At 58.7% G+C, this 25,915-nt stretch carries 18 protein-coding genes and 1 pseudogene; 10 read left to right on the top strand and 9 right to left on the bottom strand.

What is annotated here, in order from left to right; translation table 11 throughout:
- The first annotated feature begins 75 nt into the window (after positions 1-75).
- Positions 76-1,245, top strand: a complete 1,170-nt coding sequence (locus tag ACKJSM_RS22610) for a DUF1624 domain-containing protein (RefSeq protein WP_410238916.1) — start codon at positions 76-78, stop codon at positions 1,243-1,245.
- A gap of 165 nt (positions 1,246-1,410) precedes the next feature.
- Here the strand turns inward: ACKJSM_RS22610 and ACKJSM_RS22605 are convergent, their stop codons facing one another.
- The gene (locus ACKJSM_RS22605) at positions 1,411-2,802 is read right to left on the bottom strand and encodes an aldehyde dehydrogenase family protein (protein WP_410238914.1); all 1,392 of its coding nucleotides are present in this window, start codon (positions 2,800-2,802) and stop codon (positions 1,411-1,413) included.
- A gap of 103 nt (positions 2,803-2,905) precedes the next feature.
- Here ACKJSM_RS22605 and ptrR point away from each other — a divergent pair, with 103 nt between their 5' ends.
- Entirely contained in the window at positions 2,906-3,787 is an 882-nt protein-coding gene (gene ptrR / locus ACKJSM_RS22600) for a putrescine utilization regulator PtrR (protein ID WP_039767672.1), read from the top strand.
- Between the two features lie 88 nt (positions 3,788-3,875).
- Here ptrR and ACKJSM_RS22595 read toward each other — a convergent pair whose 3' ends face one another.
- Together ACKJSM_RS22595 and ACKJSM_RS22590 are read right to left on the bottom strand one after the other, a co-directional pair.
- The gene (locus tag ACKJSM_RS22595; protein WP_410238913.1) at positions 3,876-5,441 is read right to left on the bottom strand and encodes an aldehyde dehydrogenase (NADP(+)); all 1,566 of its coding nucleotides are present in this window, start codon (positions 5,439-5,441) and stop codon (positions 3,876-3,878) included.
- A complete protein-coding gene (locus tag ACKJSM_RS22590; RefSeq protein ID WP_236182147.1) occupies positions 5,438-6,076 on the bottom strand; it encodes an isochorismatase family cysteine hydrolase in 639 nt (212 codons plus the stop codon). Before ACKJSM_RS22590 ends, ACKJSM_RS22595 begins: the two co-directional genes overlap by 4 nt.
- Positions 6,077-6,175: 99 nt before the next feature.
- Between ACKJSM_RS22590 and ACKJSM_RS22585 the strand changes: the two genes are divergently transcribed.
- Positions 6,176-6,673, top strand: a complete 498-nt coding sequence (locus tag ACKJSM_RS22585; RefSeq protein WP_236182148.1) for a winged helix-turn-helix transcriptional regulator — start codon at positions 6,176-6,178, stop codon at positions 6,671-6,673.
- 62 nt (positions 6,674-6,735) lie between these two features.
- Here ACKJSM_RS22585 and ACKJSM_RS22580 read toward each other — a convergent pair.
- The 6 genes and pseudogenes from ACKJSM_RS22580 to ACKJSM_RS22555 all read right to left on the bottom strand — a co-directional run.
- A pseudogene (locus tag ACKJSM_RS22580) lies at positions 6,736-6,935 on the bottom strand (cytosine permease); the annotation flags it as partial.
- 223 nt (positions 6,936-7,158) lie between these two features.
- On the bottom strand, positions 7,159-8,307 hold the full coding sequence (argE, locus tag ACKJSM_RS22575; protein ID WP_410238911.1) for an acetylornithine deacetylase: 1,149 nt from the start codon (positions 8,305-8,307) through the stop codon (positions 7,159-7,161).
- Positions 8,304-8,981: a DUF1028 domain-containing protein gene (locus ACKJSM_RS22570; RefSeq protein WP_410238910.1), complete on the bottom strand. Its 678-nt coding sequence runs from the start codon at positions 8,979-8,981 to the stop codon at positions 8,304-8,306. Before ACKJSM_RS22570 ends, argE begins: the two co-directional genes overlap by 4 nt.
- Positions 8,982-9,008: 27 nt before the next feature.
- A complete protein-coding gene (locus ACKJSM_RS22565; protein WP_007950460.1) occupies positions 9,009-9,425 on the bottom strand; it encodes a RidA family protein in 417 nt (138 codons plus the stop codon).
- A gap of 58 nt (positions 9,426-9,483) precedes the next feature.
- Positions 9,484-10,791 carry a flavin-containing monooxygenase gene (locus ACKJSM_RS22560; RefSeq protein ID WP_410238909.1) on the bottom strand — a complete coding sequence of 436 codons (1,308 nt, stop codon included), beginning with the start codon at positions 10,789-10,791 and terminating at the stop codon, positions 9,484-9,486.
- 260 nt (positions 10,792-11,051) lie between these two features.
- Positions 11,052-11,870: an alpha/beta fold hydrolase gene (locus tag ACKJSM_RS22555; protein ID WP_410238908.1), complete on the bottom strand. Its 819-nt coding sequence runs from the start codon at positions 11,868-11,870 to the stop codon at positions 11,052-11,054.
- Positions 11,871-12,051: 181 nt separating this feature from the next.
- Between ACKJSM_RS22555 and ACKJSM_RS22550 the strand changes: the two genes are divergently transcribed.
- The 7 genes from ACKJSM_RS22550 (at position 12,052) to ACKJSM_RS22520 (ending at position 25,885) form a co-directional block, all read left to right on the top strand.
- Positions 12,052-12,501, top strand: coding sequence for a winged helix-turn-helix transcriptional regulator (locus tag ACKJSM_RS22550; protein ID WP_410238906.1), 450 nt, complete (start codon positions 12,052-12,054; stop codon positions 12,499-12,501).
- A 236-nt stretch (positions 12,502-12,737) separates the two neighbouring features.
- Positions 12,738-14,444: a ShlB/FhaC/HecB family hemolysin secretion/activation protein gene (locus tag ACKJSM_RS22545; RefSeq protein WP_410238905.1), complete on the top strand. Its 1,707-nt coding sequence runs from the start codon at positions 12,738-12,740 to the stop codon at positions 14,442-14,444.
- A 25-nt stretch (positions 14,445-14,469) separates the two neighbouring features.
- Positions 14,470-23,028 carry a DUF637 domain-containing protein gene (locus ACKJSM_RS22540; RefSeq protein ID WP_410238904.1) on the top strand — a complete coding sequence of 2,853 codons (8,559 nt, stop codon included), beginning with the start codon at positions 14,470-14,472 and terminating at the stop codon, positions 23,026-23,028.
- A 5-nt stretch (positions 23,029-23,033) separates the two neighbouring features.
- The gene (locus ACKJSM_RS22535; RefSeq protein ID WP_410238902.1) at positions 23,034-23,486 is read left to right on the top strand and encodes a hypothetical protein; all 453 of its coding nucleotides are present in this window, start codon (positions 23,034-23,036) and stop codon (positions 23,484-23,486) included.
- Between the two features lie 235 nt (positions 23,487-23,721).
- Positions 23,722-24,360 carry a hypothetical protein gene (locus ACKJSM_RS22530; protein ID WP_064380470.1) on the top strand — a complete coding sequence of 213 codons (639 nt, stop codon included), beginning with the start codon at positions 23,722-23,724 and terminating at the stop codon, positions 24,358-24,360.
- Between the two features lie 112 nt (positions 24,361-24,472).
- Positions 24,473-25,111, top strand: coding sequence for a hypothetical protein (locus ACKJSM_RS22525; protein ID WP_410238900.1), 639 nt, complete (start codon positions 24,473-24,475; stop codon positions 25,109-25,111).
- Between the two features lie 465 nt (positions 25,112-25,576).
- Positions 25,577-25,885 (top strand): hypothetical protein, encoded by a 309-nt coding sequence (locus ACKJSM_RS22520; protein WP_139831640.1) that lies wholly within the window; start codon positions 25,577-25,579, stop codon positions 25,883-25,885.
- The last annotated feature ends 30 nt before the right edge of the window (positions 25,886-25,915 follow it).

Below are 25,915 nucleotides of genomic sequence, written 5' to 3'. Positions count from 1 at the left end.
TGTTATAAAGTAACGAAAATTTTACGGCCGCTTTCGGGCGGCTGCATCGATCAACCTTTCGATTGCGATACTTCCATGACGATTGCGGTTCCCCGTTCTGCCCCCTCGGCGACTGGCCGGTTGCTGTCTATTGATGCGCTGCGTGGCCTGGTCATTTTGTTCATGTTGCTGGACCACGTGCGCGAAACCTTCCTGCTGCATCGTCAGGTCACTGACCCGATGGACATCGCCAGCACGGAGCCGGCGCTGTTCTTCAGTCGCACCCTTGCGCACTTGTGCGCGCCGGTGTTCGTGCTGCTGACCGGCTTGTCGGCGTGGCTGTTTGGCGAGAAGTACGACGGCAAGGCTGACGTCAGTGCCTTCCTGTTCAAGCGCGGTTTGTTTCTGGTGGCGCTTGAATTCACCCTGGTGAATTTCGCCTGGACGTTCCAGCTGCCACCGACCGTGATCTATCTGCAAGTGATCTGGGCGATCGGCCTGAGCATGATCGCGCTGTCGCTGCTGGTCTGGCTGCCACGCTGGCTGCTGCTGACGTTGAGCGTTGCGATCATCGCCGGGCACAACCTGCTCGACGGACTGCACTTTGGGACCGAGTCGGCACTGCACGTGCCATGGGCAATCCTGCATGACCGCAGCTGGATCGAGGCGGGCGAGAGCTTGCGTCTGCGTACCTCCTACCCGTTGCTGCCGTGGATCGGCGTGATCGGTCTGGGTTACGCGCTGGGGCCGTGGTTCGCTCGCGCAGCCGATGCAGGCGTGCGCCAGCGCCGCTTGTGGGTCGGTGGCGTCGCCGGCCTGCTTGGCTTTGTAGCACTGCGGATGGTCAACGGTTACGGCGAGAAAACCTGGGCCTTCGGTGACAGCGGTGTGCAAACCTTGATGAGCTTTTTCAACATCACCAAATACCCGCCGTCGCTGTTGTTCATCACGTTGACGGTGAGTGTTGGACTGCTGCTGTTGCTGGTGTTCGAGCGCGCGCAGGACCGGCGCTGGATTCGCTGGCTGACCGTATTCGGGTCGGCGCCGATGTTTTTCTATTTGCTGCACCTGTATGCGCTGAAGGTGCTGTACCTGATCGGCGTGGCGTTGTTCGGGCTTAATCAGGGCACCTATTTCGGCTTCTCGTCGGTGGCTTCGGTGTGGCTGGCGGCGATGGTGCTGGCGGTCGCGCTGTTCCCGACCGTGCGCTGGTTTTCGGCGTTGAAGGCCCGGCGCCGCGACATCGCCTGGCTGAAGTATCTGTAAAGCGGCTCAGCCCGTTTTGCCATCGCGGGCACGGATTTTCAGGACTGACACACAACCTGTGGGGGCGAGCTTGCTCGCGATGGCGGCCTGACATTCAACAGCAATGTTGATTGTGAAGGTGTCATCGCGAGTAGGCTCGCTCCCACATGGTTTTTGGCTATGGGATCAGCGGCGATCCAGCCACACCGTCTGCGCATTGCAGAATTCGCGCACGCCGAAGTGCGACAACTCGCGGCCGAAACCGCTTTTCTTCACCCCGCCGAAGGTCACGCGCGGGTCGCTGGCGGAGTAACCGTTGATGAACACGCCACCGGTTTCCAGTTCGCTGGTCAGTTGCTGGGCCAGGGCGACGTTGGCGGTGTAGATCGTAGCGGTCAGACCGAACTCGCTGTCATTGGCCAGCGCTACGGCGTGGGCGCAGTCGCGGGCGGTGATGATCGAGGCCACCGGGCCGAACAGTTCCTGCTTGAACGAGGTCATGCGGTCGGTGACGTCGGCCAGTACGGTCGGCTCGTAGTAGTTGCCCGGCCCTTGAACCTTGCCGCCGCCGAGCAGCAGGGTGGCGCCTTCTTCGAGGGTGTCGCGCACTTGTTGATCGAGTTCGTCGCGCAGGTCGAAACGGGCCATCGGGCCGATGTAGTTGTCGGCGGACAACGGATCGCCCATCTTCAACTGGCGGGTGACGTCGACGAATTTGCGGGTGAACTCTTCAACCACGCCTTCTTCGATGATCAGGCGCTTGGCGGCGGCGCAGACTTGCCCTGAGTTCTGGTAACGACCGATCACGGCGGCTTGTACGGCTTCGTCGATATCGGCGTCATTGAGCACGATGAACGGATCGGAGCCGCCCAGCTCCAGCACGCATTTCTTCAGCGCGGCACCGGCCTGTGCACCAATGGCCATGCCGGCGCGGACGCTGCCGGTCAGGGCTACGGCGGCAATGCGTGAATCGGCGATGGCGGTCGAGACGCCTTCCGGGGTGACGTTGATCACCTCAAACACGCCATCGGCAAAACCGGCGCGGGTGAAGGCGTCGCGCAGCAGGTAGGCGCTGCCCATCACATTCGGCGCATGCTTGAGCACGTAAGTGTTGCCGGCGATCAGCGCCGGGACGGCGCCCCGCAGCACTTGCCAGATCGGGAAGTTCCACGGCATCACGGCGAGGATCGGGCCGAGCGGACGGTATTCGATGCGCGCCTTGCCGCCTTCGACCAGCGTCGCTTCTGCGTTGAGCATGGCCGGGCCGTGTTCGGCGTACCACTCGCAGAGCTTGGCGCATTTCTCGATCTCGCCACGGGCCTGGGTGATCGGCTTGCCCATTTCCAGGGTGATCATGGTCGCCATGGCTTCGCTGCTGTCACGCAAAGCACCGGCCAGCGCGGTCAGGGCACGGGAGCGATCCTGCAGCGGCTTGCGTTTCCACTTGTTGAAGCCGAACGCGGCGCGGGTCAGTGCAGCGTCGAGAACTTCGGCGGATTCGAAGGCGTAGTGACCGATCTGCTCGCCGGTGGCGGGGTTGATCGAAATGGCGTGGGTCTGGCTGGAAATCGGGCTCATGGCATCGTCCTGCGAGGTCAGTGGATGCGCTCAGAGTAGGGTGGCGTTTGATTTCTGGAAACTGAATAATAAAGAGTGTTTCTTTCACGATTGGAGAATGACTGTGGATCTGGTGCAACTGGAAATCTTCAAGGCCGTTGCCGAGCACGGCAGCATCAGCGCTGCGGCGGCGCAGATCCATCGCGTGCCGTCGAACCTGACGACCCGCATCAAGCAGTTGGAGGAAGATCTGGGTGTCGATCTGTTCATCCGCGAGAAAAGCCGCCTGCGCCTGTCACCGGCCGGCTGGAGTTTTCTCGAGTACGCGCGGCGCATTCTCGATCTGGTGCAGGAAGCCCGCGCTACGGTGGCCGGCGAGGAACCGCAAGGCGCGTTCCCGCTGGGGTCTCTGGAAAGCACCGCGGCGGTGCGCATTCCCGGTTTGCTGGCGACCTACAACCAGCAACACCCGAAGGTCGATCTGGACCTGTCGACCGGTCCGTCCGGGACGATGATCGACGGAGTGCTGTCCGGGCGCCTGGCGGCTGCGTTCGTCGACGGCCCGGTCTTGCACCCGGCACTGGAAGGCATACCGGCGTTCGAAGAAGAAATGGTCATCATCTCGCCGCTCCATCACGGGCCGATCCAGCGTGCTGCGGACGTGAATGGCGAAAACATCTATGCGTTTCGCTCGAACTGCTCCTATCGCCATCACTTCGAAAAATGGTTCAGCACCGACGCTGCGGTGCCCGGCAAGATTTTTGAAATGGAGTCCTATCACGGCATGCTCGCCTGCGTCAGCGCGGGCGCCGGCCTGGCCCTCATGCCGCGCAGCATGCTGCAGAGCATGCCCGGCTGCGCAACGGTGAGTGTCTGGCCGCTGGCGGCGGATTTTCGCTATTTGACGACGTGGCTGGTGTGGCGACGGGGCACGGTGTCGCGCAGTCTGAGTATGTTTGTGCGTTTGCTGGAGGAGCGCGGTGTGGTGCGTGCAGAAGAGAATTGATGCTTTGGGTCCGGGTCTTCTCGATGAAGACCTGCTCCCTTGCTTGAAAGGCTTGCTCGGTTCGGTGATTTGCCGAACCGGGCATTTTTCATTGGCCGTCGACGCTGCGGGGCAGGTCGAGTGGATGGGCGTCGCGCAACACTTCCGGCAGCAAGGCATCGGGAAAGCCCTGATACGCCACCGGCCGCAAAAAGCGCTCGATCGAAGTCATGCCGACCGAGGTGAAGCGGCTGTCCGACGTCGCCGGGAATGGGCCGCCGTGCACGGTGGCGAAGGTCACTTCCTGCGGATGGGCGAAGGCGTTCACCACGATGCGTCCGGTGCGGCGTTCGAGAATCGGCAGCAGGCGTCGAGCCAGATCCAGATCGCGGTCTTCAAGGTGAATGGCTGCGCTCAGTTGGCCCTTGAACGAACGGGCAACGGCCAGCAATTCTTCTTCATCATTGACCGTCACCAGCAATGCAGCAGGGCCGAACACTTCATGGGCTAGCGCGGGTTCGTTGAGAAAGTGCTGGCCACTGACTTCCAGCAACGCCGAGCGCCCTGCAAACTGGCCATCCGTTGGCGCGCCAACCGCCACCAGATTCGCCCCCACGCTTTCCATTGCCACCAGCCCCTTGACGTATGAACCGTGTATTCCCGGTGTCAGCATCGTACGCGCCGGCGCTTCGCTGACTCGCTTGATCATGGCGCTGCGCAGCGCTTGCAGACCTTCGCTCTCGACCGCGATCAGGATCGATGGACACAAACAGGCCTGGCCGACATTCACCAGCATTCGCTCAACAAAGCCATCGCCGATCTCACTGCCACGCGCGGCCAGCGCGGCGGGCAAAATGAAGGTCGGGTTGACGCTGGTCATTTCGGTAAACACGGGGATCGGATCAGGCCGTAATTGAGCGCGGCGATAAAGCGCCATGCCGCCCACCTCAGAACCGGTGAAGGTCACCGCTTTCATCAAAGGATGATCGACCAGCGCCTCACCGATGGCATTGCCGCCACCGCGCACCATGGAGAAAACCCCTTCATGCAAGCCATGCGACTGCACCGCTTTACGGATGGCGCGCGCCTGGATTTCCGAGGCGCCGGGGTGCGCGTTATGGGCCTTGAGAATCACCGTCGCACCGGCCGCGAGTGCCGACGCCGTATCGCCACCGGCCACCGAATAGGAGATCGGAAAATTGCTCGCGCCGAAGATCGCCACCGGGCCGATGGCGATTTTCTGCAGGCGATGATCCATCCGTGGCCGTGGCTGGCGATCAGGTTGTGCCGGGTCGATTGCCAGCTGCAGGAAGCGCCCCTTGCGCACCACTTCGGCGAACTGGCGGAACTGGGTCGCAGCTTTGGCGGCTTCGCCTTCCAGTTGCGCCTGAGGCAGACCGGTTTCCAGGGCGGCGCGGGCGGCCAGTTCGGCGCGCACGGCATCGAGGTTGTCGGCGATGGTTTGCAGAAACGCTGCACGTTCGGCCAGTGACGTATGGCTGTAGCTGTCGAATGCTGCGTCGGCCAGGGTTGCCGCCTGATCGACCTGGGCTGCGCCACCTAAGGCGAATTCTGGCTCGATCAGCATGTGGGTCGCCGGATTCAGCGCCTTCATCGTGCCCTCGGTGGCGGGGACGTCGGCGGCCCCGATCAGCAGATGTCCGGTCAGATTCATTTCGCGTCACCACGCGCCTGGAGGCTGGCGATCAGCTCATCGGTGGTGGTGATGACATGGGCGAACGTCGGGCCGTTGAGTTCGTGGGCGGCGTGCATCATTTCCTCTTTGAACGCGGCGGTCGCATCGCGCACCAGGGTGACGTGGTAGCCGAGTTCCGATGCGTAACGGGCGGTGGCTTCGATGCAGGTGTTGGCCAGCAGGCCGACGATGATCACGTGGGTGATGCCTTGCTGTTTCAGGCGAAAATCTAGATCTGTGTTGGCGAAACCGCTGGAGCCCCAGTGTTCCTGAACCACGATGTCACCGTCCTTCGGTGCGAAATCCGGGTGCCATTCACCGCCCCATTCGCCGCGCGCGAAGTGGTGCATGTGCATGATCTTTTGTTGGGTCGGGGTTGGGTGATCCCAGTTCTCGTAGTCGCCTTTGACCCAGCGGTGATGGGGTACGATGACCACCGGAATCGGCAGGGCCCGTACGGCGCGATCGAGTTTGCGCAGGTTGTCGAGCAAGCCATTCTGCTCGGCCATCGGTTTGAGCAGCGGAAAGATTTTGCCGCCGTCCGAGAGAAAATCGTTGTACGGATCGACCAGCAGGTAGGCGGTTCTGTCGAGCGGATAGAGAGGTTTCGACATGACGATGGACTCCGGCAATGAGAGTGATCGATGCTCAGGGCTTGTTCCCGCATCGTGTTGATATGATAATCATAGTAACTGTGAAAGAGGCAAGCCCTGATGGCTGTAAACGATAGTCTTCCCGATACGCTGTGCCCGATTTCCCGGGCCGAGGCGATCGTCGGCGACCGCTGGTCGGTGCTGGTTTTGCGCGAATTGTTCATGGGCAGCCATCGCTACGACGAGATCCTGGCCCAGACCGGCGGTACGCCGCAGATGGTCGCCGCCCGTCTGAAAAGCCTGGAAGCGGACGGGCTGGTCGAGCGCCGCTTGTACAACGAGCGGCCGAAACGCTACGAGTATCACCTCACCGCGAAGGGCGAGGCGTTTTACCCGGTGGTGATTGCGTTACGCGCCTGGGGCGAAACCTGGTGCAAATCGCCGGAGGAAGGGCTGGCGGTGAACATGACCCACAAGCACTGCAACCACAGCGCCGGCCTCGGGCCGCTGTGCGATCACTGCGGTGAAGTGTTGCGACGTGAGGATCTGATCAGCCAGCCGCAAGAGGCGTACGCCGCCGAACGACAGGCGCGGCGCGAGGCGTTCAAGGCGAAATAGACGGCTCCATCCAAAACAGAACGCCCCCCCGGATTCGAGGGGCTTCATGTGTCAACGCAGAACGGATGGCTTACAGACTGCCCGCCAGTTTTGCGCAGGTCCGCGCCGTTGATGTGGGCCGACACCGGCCCGACGTACAGCGGCGTGTTCATGCATCGACCTGGAAGCTCGAGCCGATGTCGTACTGACCTTTGTGGATGGCGTAGAAGTCGATCAGGTTGATCGCGGTCCACGGCACCCGTACGACCGGCAGCACCAGCACCTCTTGTTGGGCTGATCAGGGCAAGGAAAGGGGAGATATAAATGAGTAGTTTGTTGCGCCAGGCGAAAAAAAAAACGAGGCTCTCCGGTCGGGTGAAAGTGCTCTGTTTCGGGTGTTTCAGTGCTACCAGCGACAATGCAGCTGACATCCATCGGTGCAGTTGTCTGTCGGTGTTGTTGCGGCTCGGCTGCGGACTTGAATCCAGCAACCAGACCGGTTTTTTTCAGAGGCGAATCGACGCCAGCATCCGTTGCAGCATCGCATCGCAGGCCGTGAGCTGATCGGCGCTGACGAACTCGTCCGGCTTGTGACCCTGGTCCATGCTGCCGGGCCCGCACACCACCGTGGGAATCCCCACCGCATCGAACAATCCGCCCTCGGTGCCAAACGCCACGGTGCCGAAATCGTCCGAGCCACAGAATGTGGCGATCAATTGCGCAGCCTGGCTTCGGGCATCGGTGGCCAGCCCCGGATAGGCCGACAATTCGCTGAAACGGATAGCGCTCTGCTCGCTGACGGCCCGCATGCGCGGCAGCATTTGCTGCTCGGCGTAGGCTTTGAGTTGCTGCGCAACGACCGCCGGATCCTGCGAGGGCAGGGCGCGGATTTCGAAGTCGAAACGGCAATCGGCGGGGACGATGTTCAACGCCTTGCCGCCGCTGATTACGCCGGTTTGCACCGTGGAATACGGCGGGTCGAAACGCGGGTCGAGGTGTTCATCCTTGAGCTGTCGAGCGATGCGCCCCAATTCGCCGATCAGCTCGGCGGCGCATTCGATGGCGTTGACCCCAAGTGGCGCGTAAGCCGAATGACAGGCGTGCCCCTGGACATCGCAGCGCATGGCCAGTTTGCCCTTGTGCCCGAGCACCGGTTTGAGCTCGGTCGGCTCGCCGATGATGCACAGCAGCGGTTTGACCGGACGTTGCTCCAGCACCTTGAGCAACGAGCGCACGCCGAGGCAGCCGACCTCTTCGTCGTAGGACAGGGCGATGTGCACCGGCAGGCGCAAAGGTGCTTCGATCAATGACGGCACCAGCGCGAGCACGCAGGCGATGTAGCCTTTCATGTCCGCCGTGCCGCGACCGTAAAGCTTGCCGTCGCGCTCGCTGAGTGCGAACGGCGGCAGCGTCCACGGCTGGCCATCGACCGGCACCACATCGGTGTGCCCCGACAGCACGATGCCCGGCTGATCGGCCGGGCCGATCGTGGCGAACAGATTGGCCTTGCTGCGCTCATCGTTGTAGATCAGTTCGCACGGCACATCGAAACTTTCGAGGTAGCTACGCACAAAGTCGATCAATTGCAGGTTGGACTCGCGGCTGGTGGTGTCGAACCCCACCAGCGTCTTGAGCAACGCGACGCTGTCGCTCATCGGTCGTCTCCGGCCACCCCGTAACCCGGCGCCTTGGCCGGATCGAGGGCGCGGTCGATGTAGTCCTGAAGCTGCGGGCGATAGGCGTCCCAGAGTTTTTGCAGTTGGCCGATCGGGTCTGCATCGGCCCAGTCCACCCGCAGATTGACGATGGGCCAGGTCAGCTCGCCGACCACGACCACGGCGGCCGAATGCACCGGACCCGCTTCACCGCCCAAGGCCTGGGCGGCGTGCAGAGCTTTGATGAGGCGATCGGCCAATTGGCCTTCGCCATCTTCGAACGCGCTGACCATGGCTTCGATCACCGAGCGCCCGGCGAGCATATTGCCGGCCGCCACGCATTGTTCGCCGGACATGGCGTTGTGCACGCCCAGGGTTTGCGCGCCGCTGAAATGCGCGGTCTGGCCGAGGTGGTTGATCGCCGTGATCTGCCGGTACTGACTGTAGCCATTGCGGGTCAGCACCTTGTCCAGTGCAGCTTTGGGCGCCAGGCCTTGCTCCATCAGGGCGAGCACTTCCGGGCCGAGCGATGGCAGGGTGATGTTCTGGCTCGACACCGCGCCGACACCGGGCAACAGCCACGGGCAGCGAGCGCCGACGGCGATGCTGGAGGAGCTGATGGCGATGCCGAACTGACCGGTTTCGGGGCAGCGGGCGGCGATGGAAAATGTCATGTGTGGCCTCCTTTCGCTAAGGTCGAATTACTCGGGAATCACCGCAACCACATCAATCTCCATCAGCCACTGTGGCTGACCCAGGGCCGACACCACCAGCCCGGTGGAGATCGGGAACACGCCCTTCAGCCATTTGCCGACTTCCTGATACACCGGCTCGCGGTAGCGCGGGTCGATCAGGTAAGTGGTGGTCTTGACGATGTGGCTCAGGTCACTGCCGGCCTCTTCGAGCAGTTGCTTGACGTTGCGCATGGCCTGTTCCGTCTGCGCGCGCGGGTCGCCGAGGCCGACCAGTTCACCGTCGAAATTGGTGCCGACCTGGCCACGGACATACACGGTGTTGCCGGCGCGCACGGCCTGGCACAGGTCGTTGTCCAGAGTCTGGTTCGGGTAAGTGTCCTTGGTGTTGAACATGCGGATGCGGGTGTGGGTTGGCTGACTCATGTGAGGCTCCTGACGAAGTCGAACCCGGCGCGACGGGCGCCGGTATTGAAGAGGGAAATCAAGCGTCGACGGTGTCGACAGCGTGGTTGTGCAGCGCGGCTTCGCGTTGTTCGGCATCGCGATAGGCCAGGTATTTGCGCTGGGTGACGATGTGATCAGCCACGTACCTGGCGTCGTGCCACACGCCCCAGATGAACGAAGAACCGCGTCGCGACTGCCACGGCAAACCCAGGAAATACACGCCCGATTCGCTGGACACACCGCGCTGGTGCTGCGGCTTGCCGTTGTCGTCGAATGCCGCGACGTTCAGCCAGGAATAGTCCACGGCAAACCCGGTGGCCCAGATGATCGAAGTGACGCCGGCGGCGGCCAGATCGAGATTGGCCAGCGGGTTCTTCACGCATTCAGGGTCCGGATAAGTCGCGCGGGCTTCCGGTTCCAACGGCAGGTCGAGGCCGTTGCGTTCGATGTAGGCGTCGGCGGCATCCAGCAGCGCGAGGTAGTTCTCGTCGCCACGTTTGAGGTTGTCGCGCAGATCCTGTTTGAAGGTCACCACGCCGTCGCTGAACGATTCGGTGACGCCGACCAGGGTCATGCCGCGATGGGCCAGACCGCGGAAGTCGATGGTGCGGCCACCGTGGGCGCCGCTGACGGCGATGGTCACGTGCTCGCGGCCGGGTTTCATCGCGGCCTGGTCCCACTCGCCGAGCACGCCGAGCCACCAGCAGAAATCACGGTTGCGGTAAGCGCGAGGAGGGCGGTCGTGGGCGCCGACCGAGAGGTAAACCTGCTTGCCCGAGCGCTGCAATTCGTCGGCGATCTGCACGCCCGACGAACCGGCACCGACCACCAGCACCGCACCGGCCGGCAGTTGCTGCGGGTTGCGATAGTCGGCCGAGTGAATCTGCAGCAGACGCTCATCCTTCGGCGCAATGGCCGGGATCACCGGACGCTGGAATGGGCCGGTGGCGGCGACGACGCGGGCCGCTTCAATTACGCCTTCTGACGTTTCTACGGTGAAGCCCGGGCGCCCGACATTGCGCACTACGCTTTTTACATCGACGCCGGTGCGGATCGGCGCGTTGAATTTCTTCGCATAGGCTTCGAAGTAATCGGCGACACGTTCCTTGTGGGCGAAACCGTCCGGATCGACATCATCGAATTCCATCCCCGGAAACCGGTCATGCCACGCCGGACCGTTGGCCACCAGCGAATCCCAGCGCCCGGTGCGCCAGCGTTCGGCAATGCGGCTGCGCTCCAGCACCAGGTGCGGCACATCGAGTTTGCTCAGGTGTTCGCTCATGGCCACCCCCGCTTGACCGGCGCCGACAACAAGCGTGTCTGTTTTTATTATTTCAGTGGTCATCTCTGATCCCTTCTCACGAGGCCGTTGAATTCAGGTCGCTGTCGACCTGTTCTCTGTGCTTGGGATCAGACTAGGGAGGGGGGGGGTATCGGTAAAATATTATTAAGCTGGCATATGAAGATAAAAACGTGATGCAGAGGTCTGAAAGCCCCGTAAGCAAGGTGCTTCGCCTTGGCACCGGAATCCGGGACAACGAAAAAAAGGGCCGTCGACAGGTGTGTCGATGGCCCTTTTCAATTGGCGCTTGATTTACATCCAACTCAACGATTGAGGAACGCCAGCAGGTCTTCGTTCAGTGCCTGCGCATGGGTCACGGCAAACCCGTGCGGCGCACCGGCATAAACCTTCAGCTCGGCACCCTTGATTTGCGCGGCGGCGCGTTTGCCGGTGGTTTCGAACGGCACGATCTGGTCGCCGTCGCCGTGAATCACCAGCGTCGGCACATCGATTTTCGCCATGTCCGGGCGGAAGTCGGTTTCCGAGAATGCAGTGACGCAATCCACGGTGCCTTTGAGCGAAGCGAGCAGGGCGATGTTCAGGGTTTGGGTCAGCACGCCGTCGGAGACTTTCTGGCCCTGATTGGTGCCGTAGAACGGGGCGTTGAAGTCAGCGATGAACTGCGCGCGATCCTTCAGCAGGCCGGCCTTGATCCCGTCGAACACCGAGGTGTCCACGCCTTCAGCGAAGTCCGGTTTCTTGCCGAACAGCGGCGTCACCGCGCCCAGCAGCACCAGCCCGGCAACGCGCTCGCTGCCGTGGCGCGCAATATAACGGCTGACATCGCCACCGCCCATGGAGAAACCGACCAGGGTCACGTCACGCAGGTCCAGATGCTCGATCAATTGCGCGATGTCATCGGCGAAGGTGTCGTAGTCGTAGCCGGTCCACGGCTGCTCGGAGCGCCCGAAACCACGACGGTCGAAGGCGATGGTGCGGTAGCCGCGGCTGCTCAGGTATTCCATCTGGTATTCCCACATGTCGGCATCCAGCGGCCAGCCGTGGCTGAACAACACGGGCTTGCCGCTGCCCCAGTCCTTGAAATAGATCTCGGTGCCGTCTTGGGTCTTGAACGTGCTCATGAAAACTCCTTGGGTGTGGACCTGCGTGAATGCCGTGAAGGCAGCGTTCACTATCGCGACAAAGCGCGTTGACCACTTGTACGCAGGTGCTAAGTTCGTGGCGCATGGCGTTATCGGTTTTGCGATACGGGTTGTAAGATGCAACCGAATCGAACCTGCCGTTTTGCCGGAGACACCCGAAATGAAGCGCAAAAGCCTTGCGGGCAATGCCTGCCCGATCGCCCGGACACTCGACCTGATCGGTGACTGGTGGTCGTTGCTGATCATTCGCGACGCGCTGGAAGGCATCAGTCGCTTCAGCGATTTCGAGAAGAGCCTGGACATCGCCAAGAACATGCTGAGCACCCGGCTCAAAGGGCTGGTAGAGCGTGGGATCCTGCGGATGGAACCGGCGTCCGATGGCAGCGCTTACAAGGAGTACGTGCTGACGGAAAAGGGCCGGGCGTTGCAAACCGTGATCGTTGCGTTGTCGCAGTGGGGTGGTGAATTCATGTTCGAGCCGGGCGAGCCGGGGTCGGTGATGGTCGATGCGCAGAAGGGGCAGCCTATTCGCAAGCTTGAGTTGCGGTCAGCCGATGGTCGAGTTCTGGCACCGGACGATGTAGCGACGAAACGGGCTGTTGAGCACTGAGGTGAAGTCGGCGGGGTCTGTCGGATGTTTCGTTTTTCGGAACGTTTTCTGATTTGATGACCGTTTTTCCTTGGTTGATCTACGAAACATCCTGCATCTCTGTGGAGTCGGACGATTTCACCGATGCCGCTCGTCGGCCACACTATTTCGGTGAATCCTTAAATTGACGTCAGAATAGTGGCACTTTAACATGGCGCCACTATTCTGATATCGCTTTCCGTCTCGAGGGATCGAACATGTCCTCACCCGCCCTCGTGGCGAGGTTGTGCCTGGCTTTGCTGTGCCTTTCTCCGCTCCAAACCGCACTTGCAGCACCCACCCCGGGTGAAACCGACCTGATCCGCGAACGCCAGAACCGCCTGCTCGAAGAGCAACAGCGGCGGCTCGAAGAACTCAAGGATCTGCCCGGCAAAGAAGCCAAACCGGCGCAACCGCAAGCTCCCACCGACACGCGCTGCTTTCAGATCAACGACATCGAACTCAAAGGTGCCGACAGCCTGTCGGAGAGTGACAAGAACCGTTTGCTCAAGCCCTACATCGGCCAGTGCCTCGGCGTGCCCCAACTCAATGAAGTGCTGAAGGTCATCACCGATCACTACATCGAGAAGGGGCTGGTCACCAGCCGTGCTTACCTGCCACAACAGGATCTGTCCGCCGGGCACCTGAAAGTGCTGGTGGTCGAAGGCAAGCTCGAAAGCCTGAAAGGTGCCGAGAACAGCAAGCTTTCCGAGCGTGAGCTGTCGATGGCGTTTCCCGGCAAGGCCGGTGAACTGGTCAATCTGCGCGAGATCGAGCAGATGGTCGATCAGCTAAATCGCCTGCCGTCCAACCAGGCCAAGATGGAGCTCTCGCCGGGCAAGAACGTCGGTGGCAGTGATGTGCTGGTCAACAACACCCCGCAAAAGCCCTGGCGTGTCGGGTTGTCGCGCAGCAACGACGGCCAACGCAGCACCGGTGAACAGCAGTGGGGCACCACCTTCGATTGGGACAGCCCCTTGGGTCTGGCCGACCAGTTGAGCCTGCGCGGCGGTCACGATGCGATGACCGATCACCAGCACACCTCCAACAACGCCATGCTCAACTACAACCTGCCGTGGGGCTGGTGGAACTTCAGCTACACCTACAGCCAGAGCGAGTACCGCTCACAGATCGCCGCCAACGGCTACAACTTCAAGCAGACCGGCGACAGCGAAAATCATCAGTTGCGCGCCGAGCGGGTGATCCGTCGCGACTCGGTCAGCAAGACCTCCCTCAACGCCGGCCTGTCGTATCTGCGCACCAATAACTTCATCGAAGACAGCAAGCTCAAGTTGAGCAGCAACCGCATCAGCGAAGCGCAGTTCGGCTTCAACCACGGACGGCGGATCGGCAGCGCCTTCGTCAACTTCGATGCCGGCATGCAGGAAGGCATCGGTGCGTTCGATGCCCAGGGCAGTCACGACCCGGGCCCCGGCGAGCCCGACGCGCGCTACCGCAAATACACCGCGACCCTGAGCTATCTGCAGCCGTTCAAAGTGTGGGGCGAGTCCTTCACCTTCAGCAGCCTGATGACCGGCCAGCGCAGCGAAGACGTGTTGTTCAGTCCGCAACGCACCAGCCTCGGCGGGCTGTCGTCGGTCCGTGGCTACAAGGATCAATCGCTGTCCGGCGACAGCGGCGGTTATTGGCGCAACGATTTGCGCTGGGCACGTCCGGTAACGGCGCAATGGCTGCGTCCGGTGTTCGCCGAATACGGCACCAGCCTCGGCTACGACCAGGGCGTGATCCGTGGCGACCGCTACAACGGCGAGCAACACGGGCGCATGTCGAGCAACTCGCTGGAGCTGTTTGCGCGTGGCGAACACGTTGCCGCCAGCGTGACCTTTGCCCATTCCCTGGAACGCCCTGACGCGCTGACCGAGCGCGAAGCGCCGATCTACTTCCGCCTGGATTTCTTCATTTAATTTTTGTCTGCCCCGAGATTCTGATATGGACTTCCGCCACCTGGCCTTCCTGGCCAGTCAGCCTTCTGCTGCCGTAAAAAACCGCGAACACTTCTGGGGTATGCCCAAACGCGGCCTGGCATTCCTGCTGGCCAACGTCATGTTCTGGCAGCCGATGTGGGCGCAGGCAGACGCAATCGTGGTCAGTGCGCCTGGCACCACGCTCGATCGGGCAGGCAACGGCGTGCCGGTTATCAACATCGCCACGCCCAACGGCGCGGGGCTGTCGCACAACCAGTTCCACGATTACAACGTGGACGCCCAGGGCCTGATCCTCAACAACGCGACCAGTCGTACTCAGTTGACGCAGATGGGCGGGATCATTCTGGGTAACCCGAATCTGCGTGGCGCGGCGGCGCAGACGATCCTCAACGAAGTCAACGGCGGCAGTCCGAGTCAGTTGCGCGGTTACACCGAAGTGGCGGGGCAGTCAGCGCGGGTGATCGTGGCCAACCCGTACGGCATCAGTTGCAACGGGTGCGGCTTCATCAATACGCCGCGTGTGACCTTGACCACCGGTAAACCAGTACTCGATGGCACGGGGCGGCTTGATCGTTTCCAGGTCGATCAGGGTAGCGTTTCCATCGATGGCAAAGGTCTGGATGCCAGCGCTGTCGACAGCTTTGAAATCATCACCCGCAGTGCGCAGATCAACGCGCAGATCCACGCCAAACATCTGAACATCACCACTGGTCGCAACGATGTAAACGCCCAAACGCTCAGCGCCACCGCACGTGCCGATGACGGCAGCACCAAGCCGCAACTGGCGATCGACTCTTCGGCACTCGGCGGGATGTATGCCGGAGCAATCAAACTGGTCGGGACCGAGGCCGGTGTCGGCGTGAAGCTGGCAGGCGAACTGGCGGCCAGCGCCGGGGATATCCAGATCGACGCCAATGGCCAATTGACCCTGGCCAAAGTCACGGCCAGCAATGCGGTCGACATCAAAGCCAACAGTCTTGAAGCCCAACAGGCGATTTACGCGGGTACGCAACTGGCTGTGCAGACCGCACAGGATCTGGTCAACCAGCAAAGCCTTGCCGCCCGGGACAGCGTTCGCCTCACCAGTGGTGGCAAACTGGTCAACGCTGGCGTGATCGAAGCCGGGGTGAATGCGGACAACAGCCGTAACAGCAATGGCGATGTCACCCTCAACAGCGGCGCTGTGAGCAACCGTGGCAGTGTCTTGGCCAGCCGCTCGCTGAGTGCCAGTGCCGCCGGTGTGTTCGAGAACCAGAACGGTATCGTCCAGGCCAAAAACGTCGCGCTCAGCGCCACTCGCCTGGTCAACCAAGGTACCGGTGCGCGGATCTACGGCGAAACCAGCCTGGCGTTCAACGTCCCGGCCATCGTCAACCTCAGCGGCTTGATCCGCTTCGCTGACGGCCAGGCGGCGACTCTCTCCGTCGACAATCTGGACAACCGCAAAGGCCGGCTTGAAATCGCCGGCGGCAGTCTGAAAATCAATGCGCGGGCGCTGCACAACGACGACGGCAAAATCATCGCCGGACGTCTGGATATCGATACCCGACAACTCAATAACGCTGGTGGCCTGATTGCTGCCAGCCAGAGCAATACCAAAGTCGTTGCCCACGAACGTCTGGACAATGGTAAAGGCAAGATCCAGGCAAAGACCGACCTCGTCGTTTCGGGCGCCGAGCTGCTCAATCAGGGCGGTACGTTGGCCGCCGATTCGATTCGGATCACCGCCACTCGGCTGGACAACAGCGGCAAGGGTGTCATCAGTGCCGAAAACGGCAATGTTGATCTGACGCTGGATCAGGATCTCGACAACCACGACGGCAAGGTGCAGGCATCGAAGCATTTGAACGTCGCTGCCCAGCGCATCGACAACCGCAATGCCAGCCTGACCGGTAAAACACTGGGGCTGACCAGTCGCGGCAAACTCGACAACACCCAAGGCACGATTTCATCCGATGACAGCGTGCTGGCCAGCGAAGACCTGGACAACACTCAGGGCCTGATTCAGGGCAACACGACCCTGAACCTGACCGCACGCGATCTGGACAACACCAACGGCCAACTGCTCGGCGGTGTTGTCGATGCGACGCTGGACAATCTCACCAGCAATGACAAAGGCGCGATCAGTGCCGAAACCGGCAAGCTCTCGCTGGTCGTCAACAAGCACCTGAACAATGCCTTGGGTCGATTGCAGGCCAGCCAGGGTGACGTGGATGTTCACGCCGGCAGTGTCGACAACCGCAAAGGCGTGGTGGCTGCGCAACAATTGCTGTTGGTCGCTCGCAATGGCCACATCGATAACCGTGGTGGGCGGGTGATCGGCGATCGGCTCGACCTGCAAGCCGCCAGCCTCGATAACGGCGAGGGCGGTCTGTTGGCAGCGGGTGTTGACGGCGCCCGGTTGATTCTCAAGCAAGCCGTCGCCGGTCAATCGCAACTGCTCAATCAAAAGGGCCGGATCCAGAGCGACGCCGACCTGTACATCGAAAGCGACACCGTCGACAACAGTGCCGGTGTCCTGCTCGGTAAAACCATCGAAGTCACCGCGACCCAACTGAACAACAGTGACAAGGGCGGCATCGTCGGCACGGGCGGTGACATTACGCTGAAAATCGCCGGGGTCTTCAAAAACGTCACGGGCGTGGTCGACGCCGCGGAGCAGCGTCTGCGGCTTGAACAACTGGTCGAGCTCGACAATCGTGGCGGCACATTGCGCGGGCAGCGTCTGGACATCACCAGTACGTCCATCGACAACCGTGATGCGGGCCAGATCATTGCAGGTAGCGATGGTCTGAAAATCGTCGGCAGCACCGTGCTGAATCAGCAGGGCGCGATCCTCGCCAATGGCAGCCACGCAGAACTCGCGCTGGGCACCGGCAACCTGCAGAACCAGGGTGGCACGCTGCAGGCCGACACGCTCGACATCACCAGCGCCGACCTCGACAACAGCGCAGTCAACGGCAAGGCCGGTTTGATCTCCAGCCTGCTGGGTGATTTGAAGTTGACGGTGACACGTCTGACCAACCGCGCCGGCAAGCTCTTCGGTAAAGACCAAGTCGTTTTCGATGGGTCCAGCCTGGACAACACAGCCGGTGAAATCAGCGGCAATCGACTGGGCCTCGAAGCGGTCAGTCAGATTCTCAATCAGGGCGGACTGATCGAGTCGGCGACTGACCTGAAACTGGTCGGCGGCCAACTGAACAACAGCGCTGGCGGGCAGATTCGCGCACTGGGCGGCGCCTCCAGCCAGATCAAACTGACCGGCAACCTGAACAACCAGAACGGCGTCATCGAGATCGGCAGCCAGGATCTGGAACTTGCCGGTGCCCAGCTCAACAACCTCAGCGGCAATGTTCGTCACGCCGCTCAAGGGCTGTTCGATCTGGACCTGAGCAACCTGACCGGCTCTCAAGGCAGCCTCACCGGCCTGGGCAAAGGCGTTTGGGATATCGCTTCGGTCAATGGCGTGGGCACCTGGCAACTGAATGGTGGCCTGACCTATACCAGCACGCAGGGGTTGACCCTCAACGCCGGGGATCGTATCGCCAGTGCCTCGTCGCTCAAACTGAATGTCGCAAGCCTGGAAAACGCCGGCGAACTGGCCAGCGACGGTGACCTTACGCTGAGCCTGGGTGGCAACCTGATCAACAGCGGACGGGTGTCCGCCCAACAGAAACTGGTTATCGGCGCCAACGACCTGATTCAGCGCGATGGCCGTCTGGTCAGCGGTGGCGACACCGAGCTGACACTGCGCGGTACCCTCGACAACCTGGGTCGACTGATTGCCAACCAGAACCTCACGGTCTCCGCTGCGCGGATCGACAACAAAGGCACGCTGGGCGCACAAGGCAACCTGCTGTTCAATGCCACCAACGGCATCAGCAACGGCCCTGACACGCTGTTGTTCAGCGGCGGCACGATGGAGTTGCACGGCAACAGCCTGAGCAACTTCTATGGCGATATCTACAGCCGCGGCAAGCTGACCTTCGACGCCGTCGGTGGTGGTCGGGCCTCGTCGTTCAGCAATCTGTCGGGCACCCTCGAAGGCGAAGGTGACATCGACATCAACGCCGTTTCGTTTGAAAACGCCAAGGCCGAATTCGAAATCACCTCGGGGCAGTCGTCCGGCAGCCTGAGCTGGGTCTGCGCTCAGCACTGTGGCGGCGGCGATGGCTGGAAACGCGGTTATATCACCATCAACACCGAGTTCAACGATAAGGTCTTGAAGGACTCGCGTGCGGCGCGATTTGTCGCCGGTAAGAACCTCACCATCCAGGCCAATAACGTTGAAAACCGTTACAGCCTACTGGCGGCGAATGGCGATCTGACCGTAACTGCCGACAATCTGTTGAACCAGGGTGCAGTCTCGCGCTCGGGCCATCGGGTGGTGAAAATCGGTACTCCCGGGCACATCGACAACAGCCTCTGGGACAAGATGGAATTCATCGACATCCCGGCCTTCAACGCGGCGGTCGCCGCTGGCAACTTCGACGAGGAGCGCTTCAACGAACTGGTCAGCCGCTCCAGCGACTCGCGTTTCGCGCAGACCAGTGATGTCACCACTTGGGATGAAAACGGCAACAACGTCTATTCGTCCGTGCTCCAGGCCGGTGGCAAGGTCAAACTGGACGTCGCCAACAGCATCCAGAACGGCACGCTCTACGACAACACCTACGATCAACTGACCGGCAAGCTCTCCAGCGATCAGACGACTTCGGTCGGCGGCATCAACATCAACCTGGGCAAGCACAGCACCGACGCCAGCGCCCAGGCGCCAAAAGACGTCACCCGGATCGAGCGCGTGGATGCCGATGGTGTGAAGCAGATCAGCTTCGTGCCTGTCGACTTCAAAGGCGTGCCGTTTGCCGCTGTGGATCCGACGGCGTCCTCGACATTCCGTCTGCCGAAAGGCCCGTACGGCCTGTTCGTGCAGAGCTCGAATCCGCAGAGCCGTTACCTGATCGAAACCAACCCGGAGCTGACGCAGTCCGCGCCGTTCATGAGTTCCGATTACCTGCTGGGCAAACTCAGTTTCAGCGCCGATGAAGCGGCTCGCCGCCTGGGCGATGGCCGCTACGAGACGCGACTGATCAGCGACGCAGTGATGGCCCAGACCGGTCAGCGCTTCCTCGCCGGTGGCCTGAACAACGATTACGAGCAGTTCCGTTATCTGATGGATAACGCGCTCGCCAGCAAAAATGAGCTGAACCTGTCCGTGGGCGTGAGCCTGACGTCCGAGCAAGTGGCGGCATTGACCCACGACATCGTCTGGATGGAAGAACGCGTTGTCGACGGTCAGAAAGTGCTGGTGCCGGTGCTCTATCTGGCCCAGGCCGAGTCACGCAACGTGCGTGGCGGCAGTCTGATTCAAGGGCGCGACCTGGAACTGATCGCGGGCAATGATCTGGTCAACGTCGGCACGTTGCAGGCGACCAAGGATCTGTCTGTCGACGTAAAGGGCAGCCTCTATCAGGGCGGCCTGGTCGAAGCCAACGAGCGCATCACGCTCATGGCCTCCGACAGCATTCGCAACGCATTGGCCGGCGAGATTCGCGGTACCCAGGTCAGCCTCACCAGCCTCAAGGGCGACATCGTCAACGATCGCACCGCCGTCGCCGTACGTGACGGTAATGGCATGCGCACCCTGGTGGACGACGGTGGCAACATCAGCGCACGCGACACGCTGACGATCAAGTCGGGCAACGACCTCGTCAACTCGTCATCCATCAGCAGCGGCGGCGACGCCACCCTGAGCGCCACTCGCGACATCAACCTGTTGGCGACGCGCAACGAAAGTGAACTGCACGAGTCGTTCGATGGCGGCCATCGCTCGGTCATCACCACCACCGTGGAAAACCTCGGCTCCAGCGTGAAAAGCGGCGGCAACCTGAAGCTCGACGCCGGCCGTGACCTCAATGTCATCGCCAGCACCGCCGAGGCCAAGGGCAACCTGATCGCCGACGCCAAACGCGACATCTACCTGTCCTCGGCGGGTGACGAACACAACGTCGAAACCCACAGCAAGGACGGCAAGAAACGCGTTCACGAAGAAGACAACCACACCGTCCAGAAGGCTGCCGAGTTCATTGCCGGTGGCGATGTCAAAACCAGCTCCGGTCGCGACACGACGCTGGTGGCGAGCAAGATCAGCGCGGGCAATGAAGCCTATATCTACGCCGGCAACGACCTGAATCTGCTGGCCGCGCAGAACAAGGATTACACGCTCTATGACATGAAGGAGAAGGGCGGCTTCGGCAACCTGAAACTGCAGCGCGACGAAGTCACCCAGATCACCCACGTCGGCACCGAGATCAAGACCGGCGGCAATCTCTCGCTGGTCAGCAAGGGCGACCAGACCTATCAGGTGGCGAAGCTCGACAGCGGCAAGGACATCATCCTGGACAGTGGCGGCTCCATCACCTTTGAAGGGGTGAAGGATCTGCATGACGAGAGCCATACCAAAACCAACAACAACGCCGCGTGGGTATCGGCCAAGGGCCGCGGTAACACCGACGAAACCCTGCGCCAGACTCAGATGATTGCCAAAGGCAACATCGTGTTGAAGGCGGTTGATGGGCTGAAGATTGATATCAAGGATGTGAACCAGGAGTCGGTAAGCCAGACCATCGACACCATGGTCAAGGCCGATCCACAGTTGGCGTGGTTGAAGGATGCTGAAGCGCGGGGGGATGTCGACTGGCGGCTTGTGAAGGAGGTTCACGAGTCGTTCAAATACAGCAACTCGGGTCTTGGTCCGGCCTCGCAGATGATCATCGCAATCATCATGGCAGCCTTTGTCGGCCCCGCTGCGTTCACCGCACTGAGTGCGAGTATGGGGACAGCCTGGGCTGCTGGCCTTGCCGCAGTCGCGGCGGGAGCAGCCACGAATGCAACAACCAGCTTCATCAACAATGGCGGAAATCTCGGGGCTGTTTTTGCGGACGTCACTTCACCCGATGCATTGAAGGGCTACGTCATTTCCGGCGTGACAGCCGGATTGATGTCTGAGTATCTGACGAAGTTGACGGGTTTGAAATACGAACCTAACACCGGAAAGTTGCTTGGGCCGTCATTGGCGACATGGGAAGGCGTCGGCAGATTCGCGGGAAGCCAGATAATTCAAGGCGGTACCTCCGCGCTGATCACCAAGGCAGTGGGAGGCGATGCAAGCGTCGCTGACGTGTTGAAAACCGCCCTTTTCAATACGGTAGCGGCGTTCAGTTTCAACCTGGTAGGGGATCTTACCCAAGGCGTTGTTGGTGATGGTTCCGCCAGCAAAGTCATCATTCACGCGGCAGTGGGCGGGTTATTGTCCGAAATGACTGGCGGGGATTTCGCGACAGGCGCATTGGCGGCTGGTGCGAACGAAGCGCTTGTTGTTGAGATGAACAAGTGGTTCAAGGGTAATCCTGAATTATTGCTGATGGGGTCGCAGATTGTTGGGGTGTTGTCGGCTACTGCGCTGGGCAATACGGACCAAGAGTCATTGGAGGTCGCGTCTTGGATTACGAACAACGCGACTCAGTACAACTTCCTGAATCACCAGCAGGTCGACGACCTCGTCAAGGACCTCAAGGGGTGTAGGACCGCTCAAGATCCAGCTGCCTGCCGACAAAAGGTGAAAGATGAATATGCCAAATTAAGCGCAAAAACCAGCGGTAATGAATTGTTCAAGTGCGAGGGATTCGCCGAGTGCAATGGCCAAACGACCGCTGCTGAAGGTGGGACGCTGGCGCTGGAGGACTATGACGCTAACGGAGCTTTAAATGCCGAAGAGCGTGGGATCGTCCAGGATTTCCAGGATTCAAACCACACAGACGAACTGAATTCTGCCCACAAAACGATGTTGGGTGATCATGCGGAAATTGCTGGGACGGTGCTCACAGCAGGTTTGGGTACTGCAGCAAATGCCGTTGGTCGGACCGAGACAGCCTTAGTAGGTGAGGCTGCGGGAACCAGTGTTGTTAGTCGGACCGAGACCACCTTGGTAGGTGAGACTGCAGGTACTGGCGTTATAGGCCGGACTGAGACTCACCTGCCAGGTGTAGTTGCCGATACAAAAACTGTTGCCACGCCTGGGGTGACATCGTCAGGAGGAGCAGCAGGTACTGGCACTATAGGGCGACCGAATACAACGTTCCAAAGTGATGCCGCAGACTCAGGCAATCAGTTCTTTGCCCCGATAACAAAGCTTCTCGATGACGCTCGAAGTCAGCTGGATATTTTTATTGGGTCATTCACTGGTAAGTTTAAGCCCGCGACAGCCATTGGGGCTGTAGATCCTTGGACAGGGAAAGTTGTGGCTTCTTCGAATGGTCCGGTACCGGATATAATCGCACCAGAACTCAAGGCATATGCAGAGCGTTTGGGTGGTTTGGGTGTGAAAACAGCTTGCGGAAATACGTTGGGACGTTGCGCAGAGTTCAGAGCAGCAAACGAGTTGCTTCTGAATAATCCGCATCTAAAGCTTAAGGATATAAAGTTTACATCCGCAATCAGGCCTAGAACCGGTGAGGTAATTCCTCGTTGTCAAAACTGCATCAACATGTTCGGAGAAGAATGATGGAGATGGATCAGGAATTTTTGGAGCTCCATGATCTGGACTGGTTTGCGTCGAGCCTGGACGGAACGGTATTGCATTTCGCGACAGGTGGGCGCGGTTTTGTTCCGGATTTTGTAAGGCAATCAATTTCAGCCTACGAAGAAATATATGATTATATTTTTTCAATATCTGCTGGTTGTGGTGTTGAAATTGTTGAGAAAAATCTACCAGGGTTTAATAGCGATATAGAGCGCCAACGTTATTTGAAGTCTTTTTCTGAAATGGCCGGTAGAGGGGTCTTTAGCTATGATGTTTTTAATGATGGAGGATATAAGCTGATCGCTAAGCCGGTCGTTCCTTTAAAGTTGTCGGATCTTCCAGATCAAGTGAGGCATTGTATTTTTCAATCCTCGATGCATGCTCTTAGCATGGTTTTACCGTTGGATATTGAGCTCAAACGGGAAAAGCAAGAAGACTAGTCATTAGCCAAAGGAAAAGTGGACAGGTTTATTCGATTAATAAATCTGTCCACTTTTTTGCGGTTTCATGCTTTTAGCATTTGATGGGAATGCATATGTCACTCTCGGAAACTGCAAAATTTTTAATGGGAATTTTGGAGAAGTAAAAAGAAGTAAAAAGGGACAGATTTATTTGATTTAATAAATTCATCCCCTTTTTTGTAATGTTAAACCCGTCGATAAATAGGTGATTGGGATGGACCCAAAAGTATACGAGTTGCTTAACGGTATTCCGGAGGAGGCAGATTATGCGGTGAGTGCAGGGGATCTTGATCCAGAAGACATACCACTAAACCGAATTGAAGCTGTGAAGGAATTGCTTCTAGATACAGTCGGTGATGACGAGCGATTTTTTGCAGCGAAACTACTGACCAGTTGGGGAATTCATGAAGGTCTGGTTGCTCTTGAAAGAAGTATGGAGAGCCCGGAGAGTTTGGAAGGTACATACAGTCATCGGCTGCGTGGATATGACGATACGTATTGCCAGATACTAATGGCTGTGACTAGATATTTTGCCAATGTGGCTGATAGGGGAGATACAGACTTGGCGCGAGCGCAGGTTTTTTCTCCCTTGACGAAAATTATTGAATTGTCGAATAGCAAACCCTTTGAGATAGGGAAAATTTTTGATTTTGTCGTTAATGAAAAATATCTTGAATATTTGCATTATATAAGGAATCACCTTTCCTTGATAATCGATCATCCAGATATTCATCGCTGGAAAATCTATGATGCTATTGAGTGCTTGTTGAAGCTGGATTCGAAGTTTGTTATGTCTCTCCTGAAAGAAAAAAATAAGACGGTTGAAGATTTCAGACCGTCAGTGGCACGTTGAATGAAGATCGGCAGTCGACGCGGTCTAAGTTAAAGGGGGGCAAGGAATACACTGATCAATGCTTTTATGCATTACGGAATGCATCTGCAATTGTAAAGCAGAAGGTTTAATAATGGATCCGAGAATCTATGAATTGCTCAATGGTATTCCAGAAAATGCAGACTATGCCGCAGAAGCAGGAGATCTGGATGTTGAGGATATTCCACAGGATAGACTCGACTCTGTGAAAGAGCTACTTCGTGAATCGAATGATGAATTAGTACGATTTTATGCTGCAAAGCTGTTAACGAGCTGGGGCGCTCGTGAAGGCCTGGTTGCCTTAGAAGAATTTATGAGTAAACCTGAAGTTTTTGAACGGCTATATGTTCACCGGTTACATGGTTATGATGATACCTATCGCCATATATTAATGGCGGTGACAATGTACTTTGCAAATGTCGCTGATAAAGAAGGGAAAGAAGTCGCAAGGGTACAGGTTTGCGATCTTCTTTTGAAGATTGTTGCGTTGGCCGGAGTGAGGCCTTTCGAGATTTCCGAAATGCTTCGCTTTGTTAGGCGTGAAAACTATATAGAATACTTGGCGCCACTAAAGCAGTATCTTTTGTCGATAATTGATCATCCAGAGGTGCATCGTTGGAAAATTTATGATGCTCTGGAGTTTTTTATGACTTTCGATTCGGAGTTTGTCGTGTCTTTATTGAAAAGTAAAAATATGTCTATTGATGATTTTAGCCCCCCCCCCCCCCCCTGAGTCAAAGCTGATGGCGGTCTAGCTTGGGAGGGGGGATTCTATTTAATAAATATGCTCCCCTTGTTTTGAAAACCTTTTGTTTCATGCTTTTAGCATTTGATGGGAATGCATATGTCACCCTCGGAAACTGCAAAATTTTTAATGGAAATTTTGGAGGGAAAACTGCCAAGCACGGTATTAAATAGGGTGCTAGAGGCTGATCCCGGTATGGATAAGTATGAATTAGCTAATGTTTTCCTGACGAGATTTGATCGCTTGGACAGTAAGGTTCTGCCTGCGATATGGCATTGGAAAAGCGTCAGATCAATTAGAGGAATGTCTGACGAACAATTTGATGTGACCGTGCTTGCTCTGATGAGGTCCGCGGGTTATAGGGTTTGAAAGGAAAGATGAAAAGGGGCGGTTCTTTTCTTCATCATTATTGGGAACGAGACCCCAGGCACGATCCTGCTAATGGAGCGGTTGATGTGTAAACCCCCAAATTCCGTAGTTGCAGCGCTTTCCAAATATCGCCACGGTGTAGGTGTTGCCTTGTTGGCGGCGGCACTCATAAATGGTTATTTTCAGTTCAATGGCAGTTGGGGACGTTTTTTCACTGTGCTCGCGGTTCAGCTGTGGTTTGCGCAGGGGGTCTATTGCTACTTCTGCGGTGCGAGCATTTCCATTGCCCCGGGTGGGTTGGGAAGAGATGCAGATCCCGAATGGCGTGCGGCTTTGGCGGCCTTTGCCTTCTTTCTATACGCCGTATTTTTCTTTCTGGATTACCAGTATTAGCGACTGATCCGATAGAGCCATCGTTGCCTC

Origin of the sequence: Pseudomonas sp. PHC1 (assembly GCF_046487845.1) — a bacterium.
GTDB lineage: Bacteria > Pseudomonadota > Gammaproteobacteria > Pseudomonadales > Pseudomonadaceae > Aquipseudomonas > Aquipseudomonas sputi.
The sequence above is the reverse complement of the archived record's forward strand: the minus strand, read 5'-3'. Positions and strand labels throughout refer to the sequence as shown.

Bases quoted from the DNA above. Each gene is read 5' to 3' on its own strand.
- ACKJSM_RS22570 (WP_410238910.1), bottom strand. From the start codon at position 8,981: ATGACATTTTCCATCGCCGCCCGCTGCCCCGAAACCGGTCAGTTCGGC.
- ACKJSM_RS22585 (WP_236182148.1), top strand. From the start codon at position 6,176: ATGGCTGTAAACGATAGTCTTCCCGATACGCTGTGCCCGATTTCCCGG.
- ACKJSM_RS22605 (WP_410238914.1), bottom strand. From the start codon at position 2,802: ATGAGCCCGATTTCCAGCCAGACCCACGCCATTTCGATCAACCCCGCC.
- argE (WP_410238911.1), bottom strand. From the start codon at position 8,307: ATGAGCGACAGCGTCGCGTTGCTCAAGACGCTGGTGGGGTTCGACACC.
- ACKJSM_RS22590 (WP_236182147.1), bottom strand. From the start codon at position 6,076: ATGTCGAAACCTCTCTATCCGCTCGACAGAACCGCCTACCTGCTGGTC.
- ACKJSM_RS22595 (WP_410238913.1), bottom strand. From the start codon at position 5,441: ATGAATCTGACCGGACATCTGCTGATCGGGGCCGCCGACGTCCCCGCC.
- ACKJSM_RS22545 (WP_410238905.1), top strand. From the start codon at position 12,738: ATGTCCTCACCCGCCCTCGTGGCGAGGTTGTGCCTGGCTTTGCTGTGC.
- ACKJSM_RS22530 (WP_064380470.1), top strand. From the start codon at position 23,722: ATGGACCCAAAAGTATACGAGTTGCTTAACGGTATTCCGGAGGAGGCA.
- ACKJSM_RS22550 (WP_410238906.1), top strand. From the start codon at position 12,052: ATGAAGCGCAAAAGCCTTGCGGGCAATGCCTGCCCGATCGCCCGGACA.
- ACKJSM_RS22535 (WP_410238902.1), top strand. From the start codon at position 23,034: ATGGATCAGGAATTTTTGGAGCTCCATGATCTGGACTGGTTTGCGTCG.
- ACKJSM_RS22520 (WP_139831640.1), top strand. From the start codon at position 25,577: ATGTGTAAACCCCCAAATTCCGTAGTTGCAGCGCTTTCCAAATATCGC.
- ACKJSM_RS22565 (WP_007950460.1), bottom strand. From the start codon at position 9,425: ATGAGTCAGCCAACCCACACCCGCATCCGCATGTTCAACACCAAGGAC.
- ACKJSM_RS22525 (WP_410238900.1), top strand. From the start codon at position 24,473: ATGGATCCGAGAATCTATGAATTGCTCAATGGTATTCCAGAAAATGCA.
- ACKJSM_RS22560 (WP_410238909.1), bottom strand. From the start codon at position 10,791: ATGACCACTGAAATAATAAAAACAGACACGCTTGTTGTCGGCGCCGGT.
- ACKJSM_RS22555 (WP_410238908.1), bottom strand. From the start codon at position 11,870: ATGAGCACGTTCAAGACCCAAGACGGCACCGAGATCTATTTCAAGGAC.
- ACKJSM_RS22540 (WP_410238904.1), top strand. From the start codon at position 14,470: ATGGACTTCCGCCACCTGGCCTTCCTGGCCAGTCAGCCTTCTGCTGCC.
- ACKJSM_RS22610 (WP_410238916.1), top strand. From the start codon at position 76: ATGACGATTGCGGTTCCCCGTTCTGCCCCCTCGGCGACTGGCCGGTTG.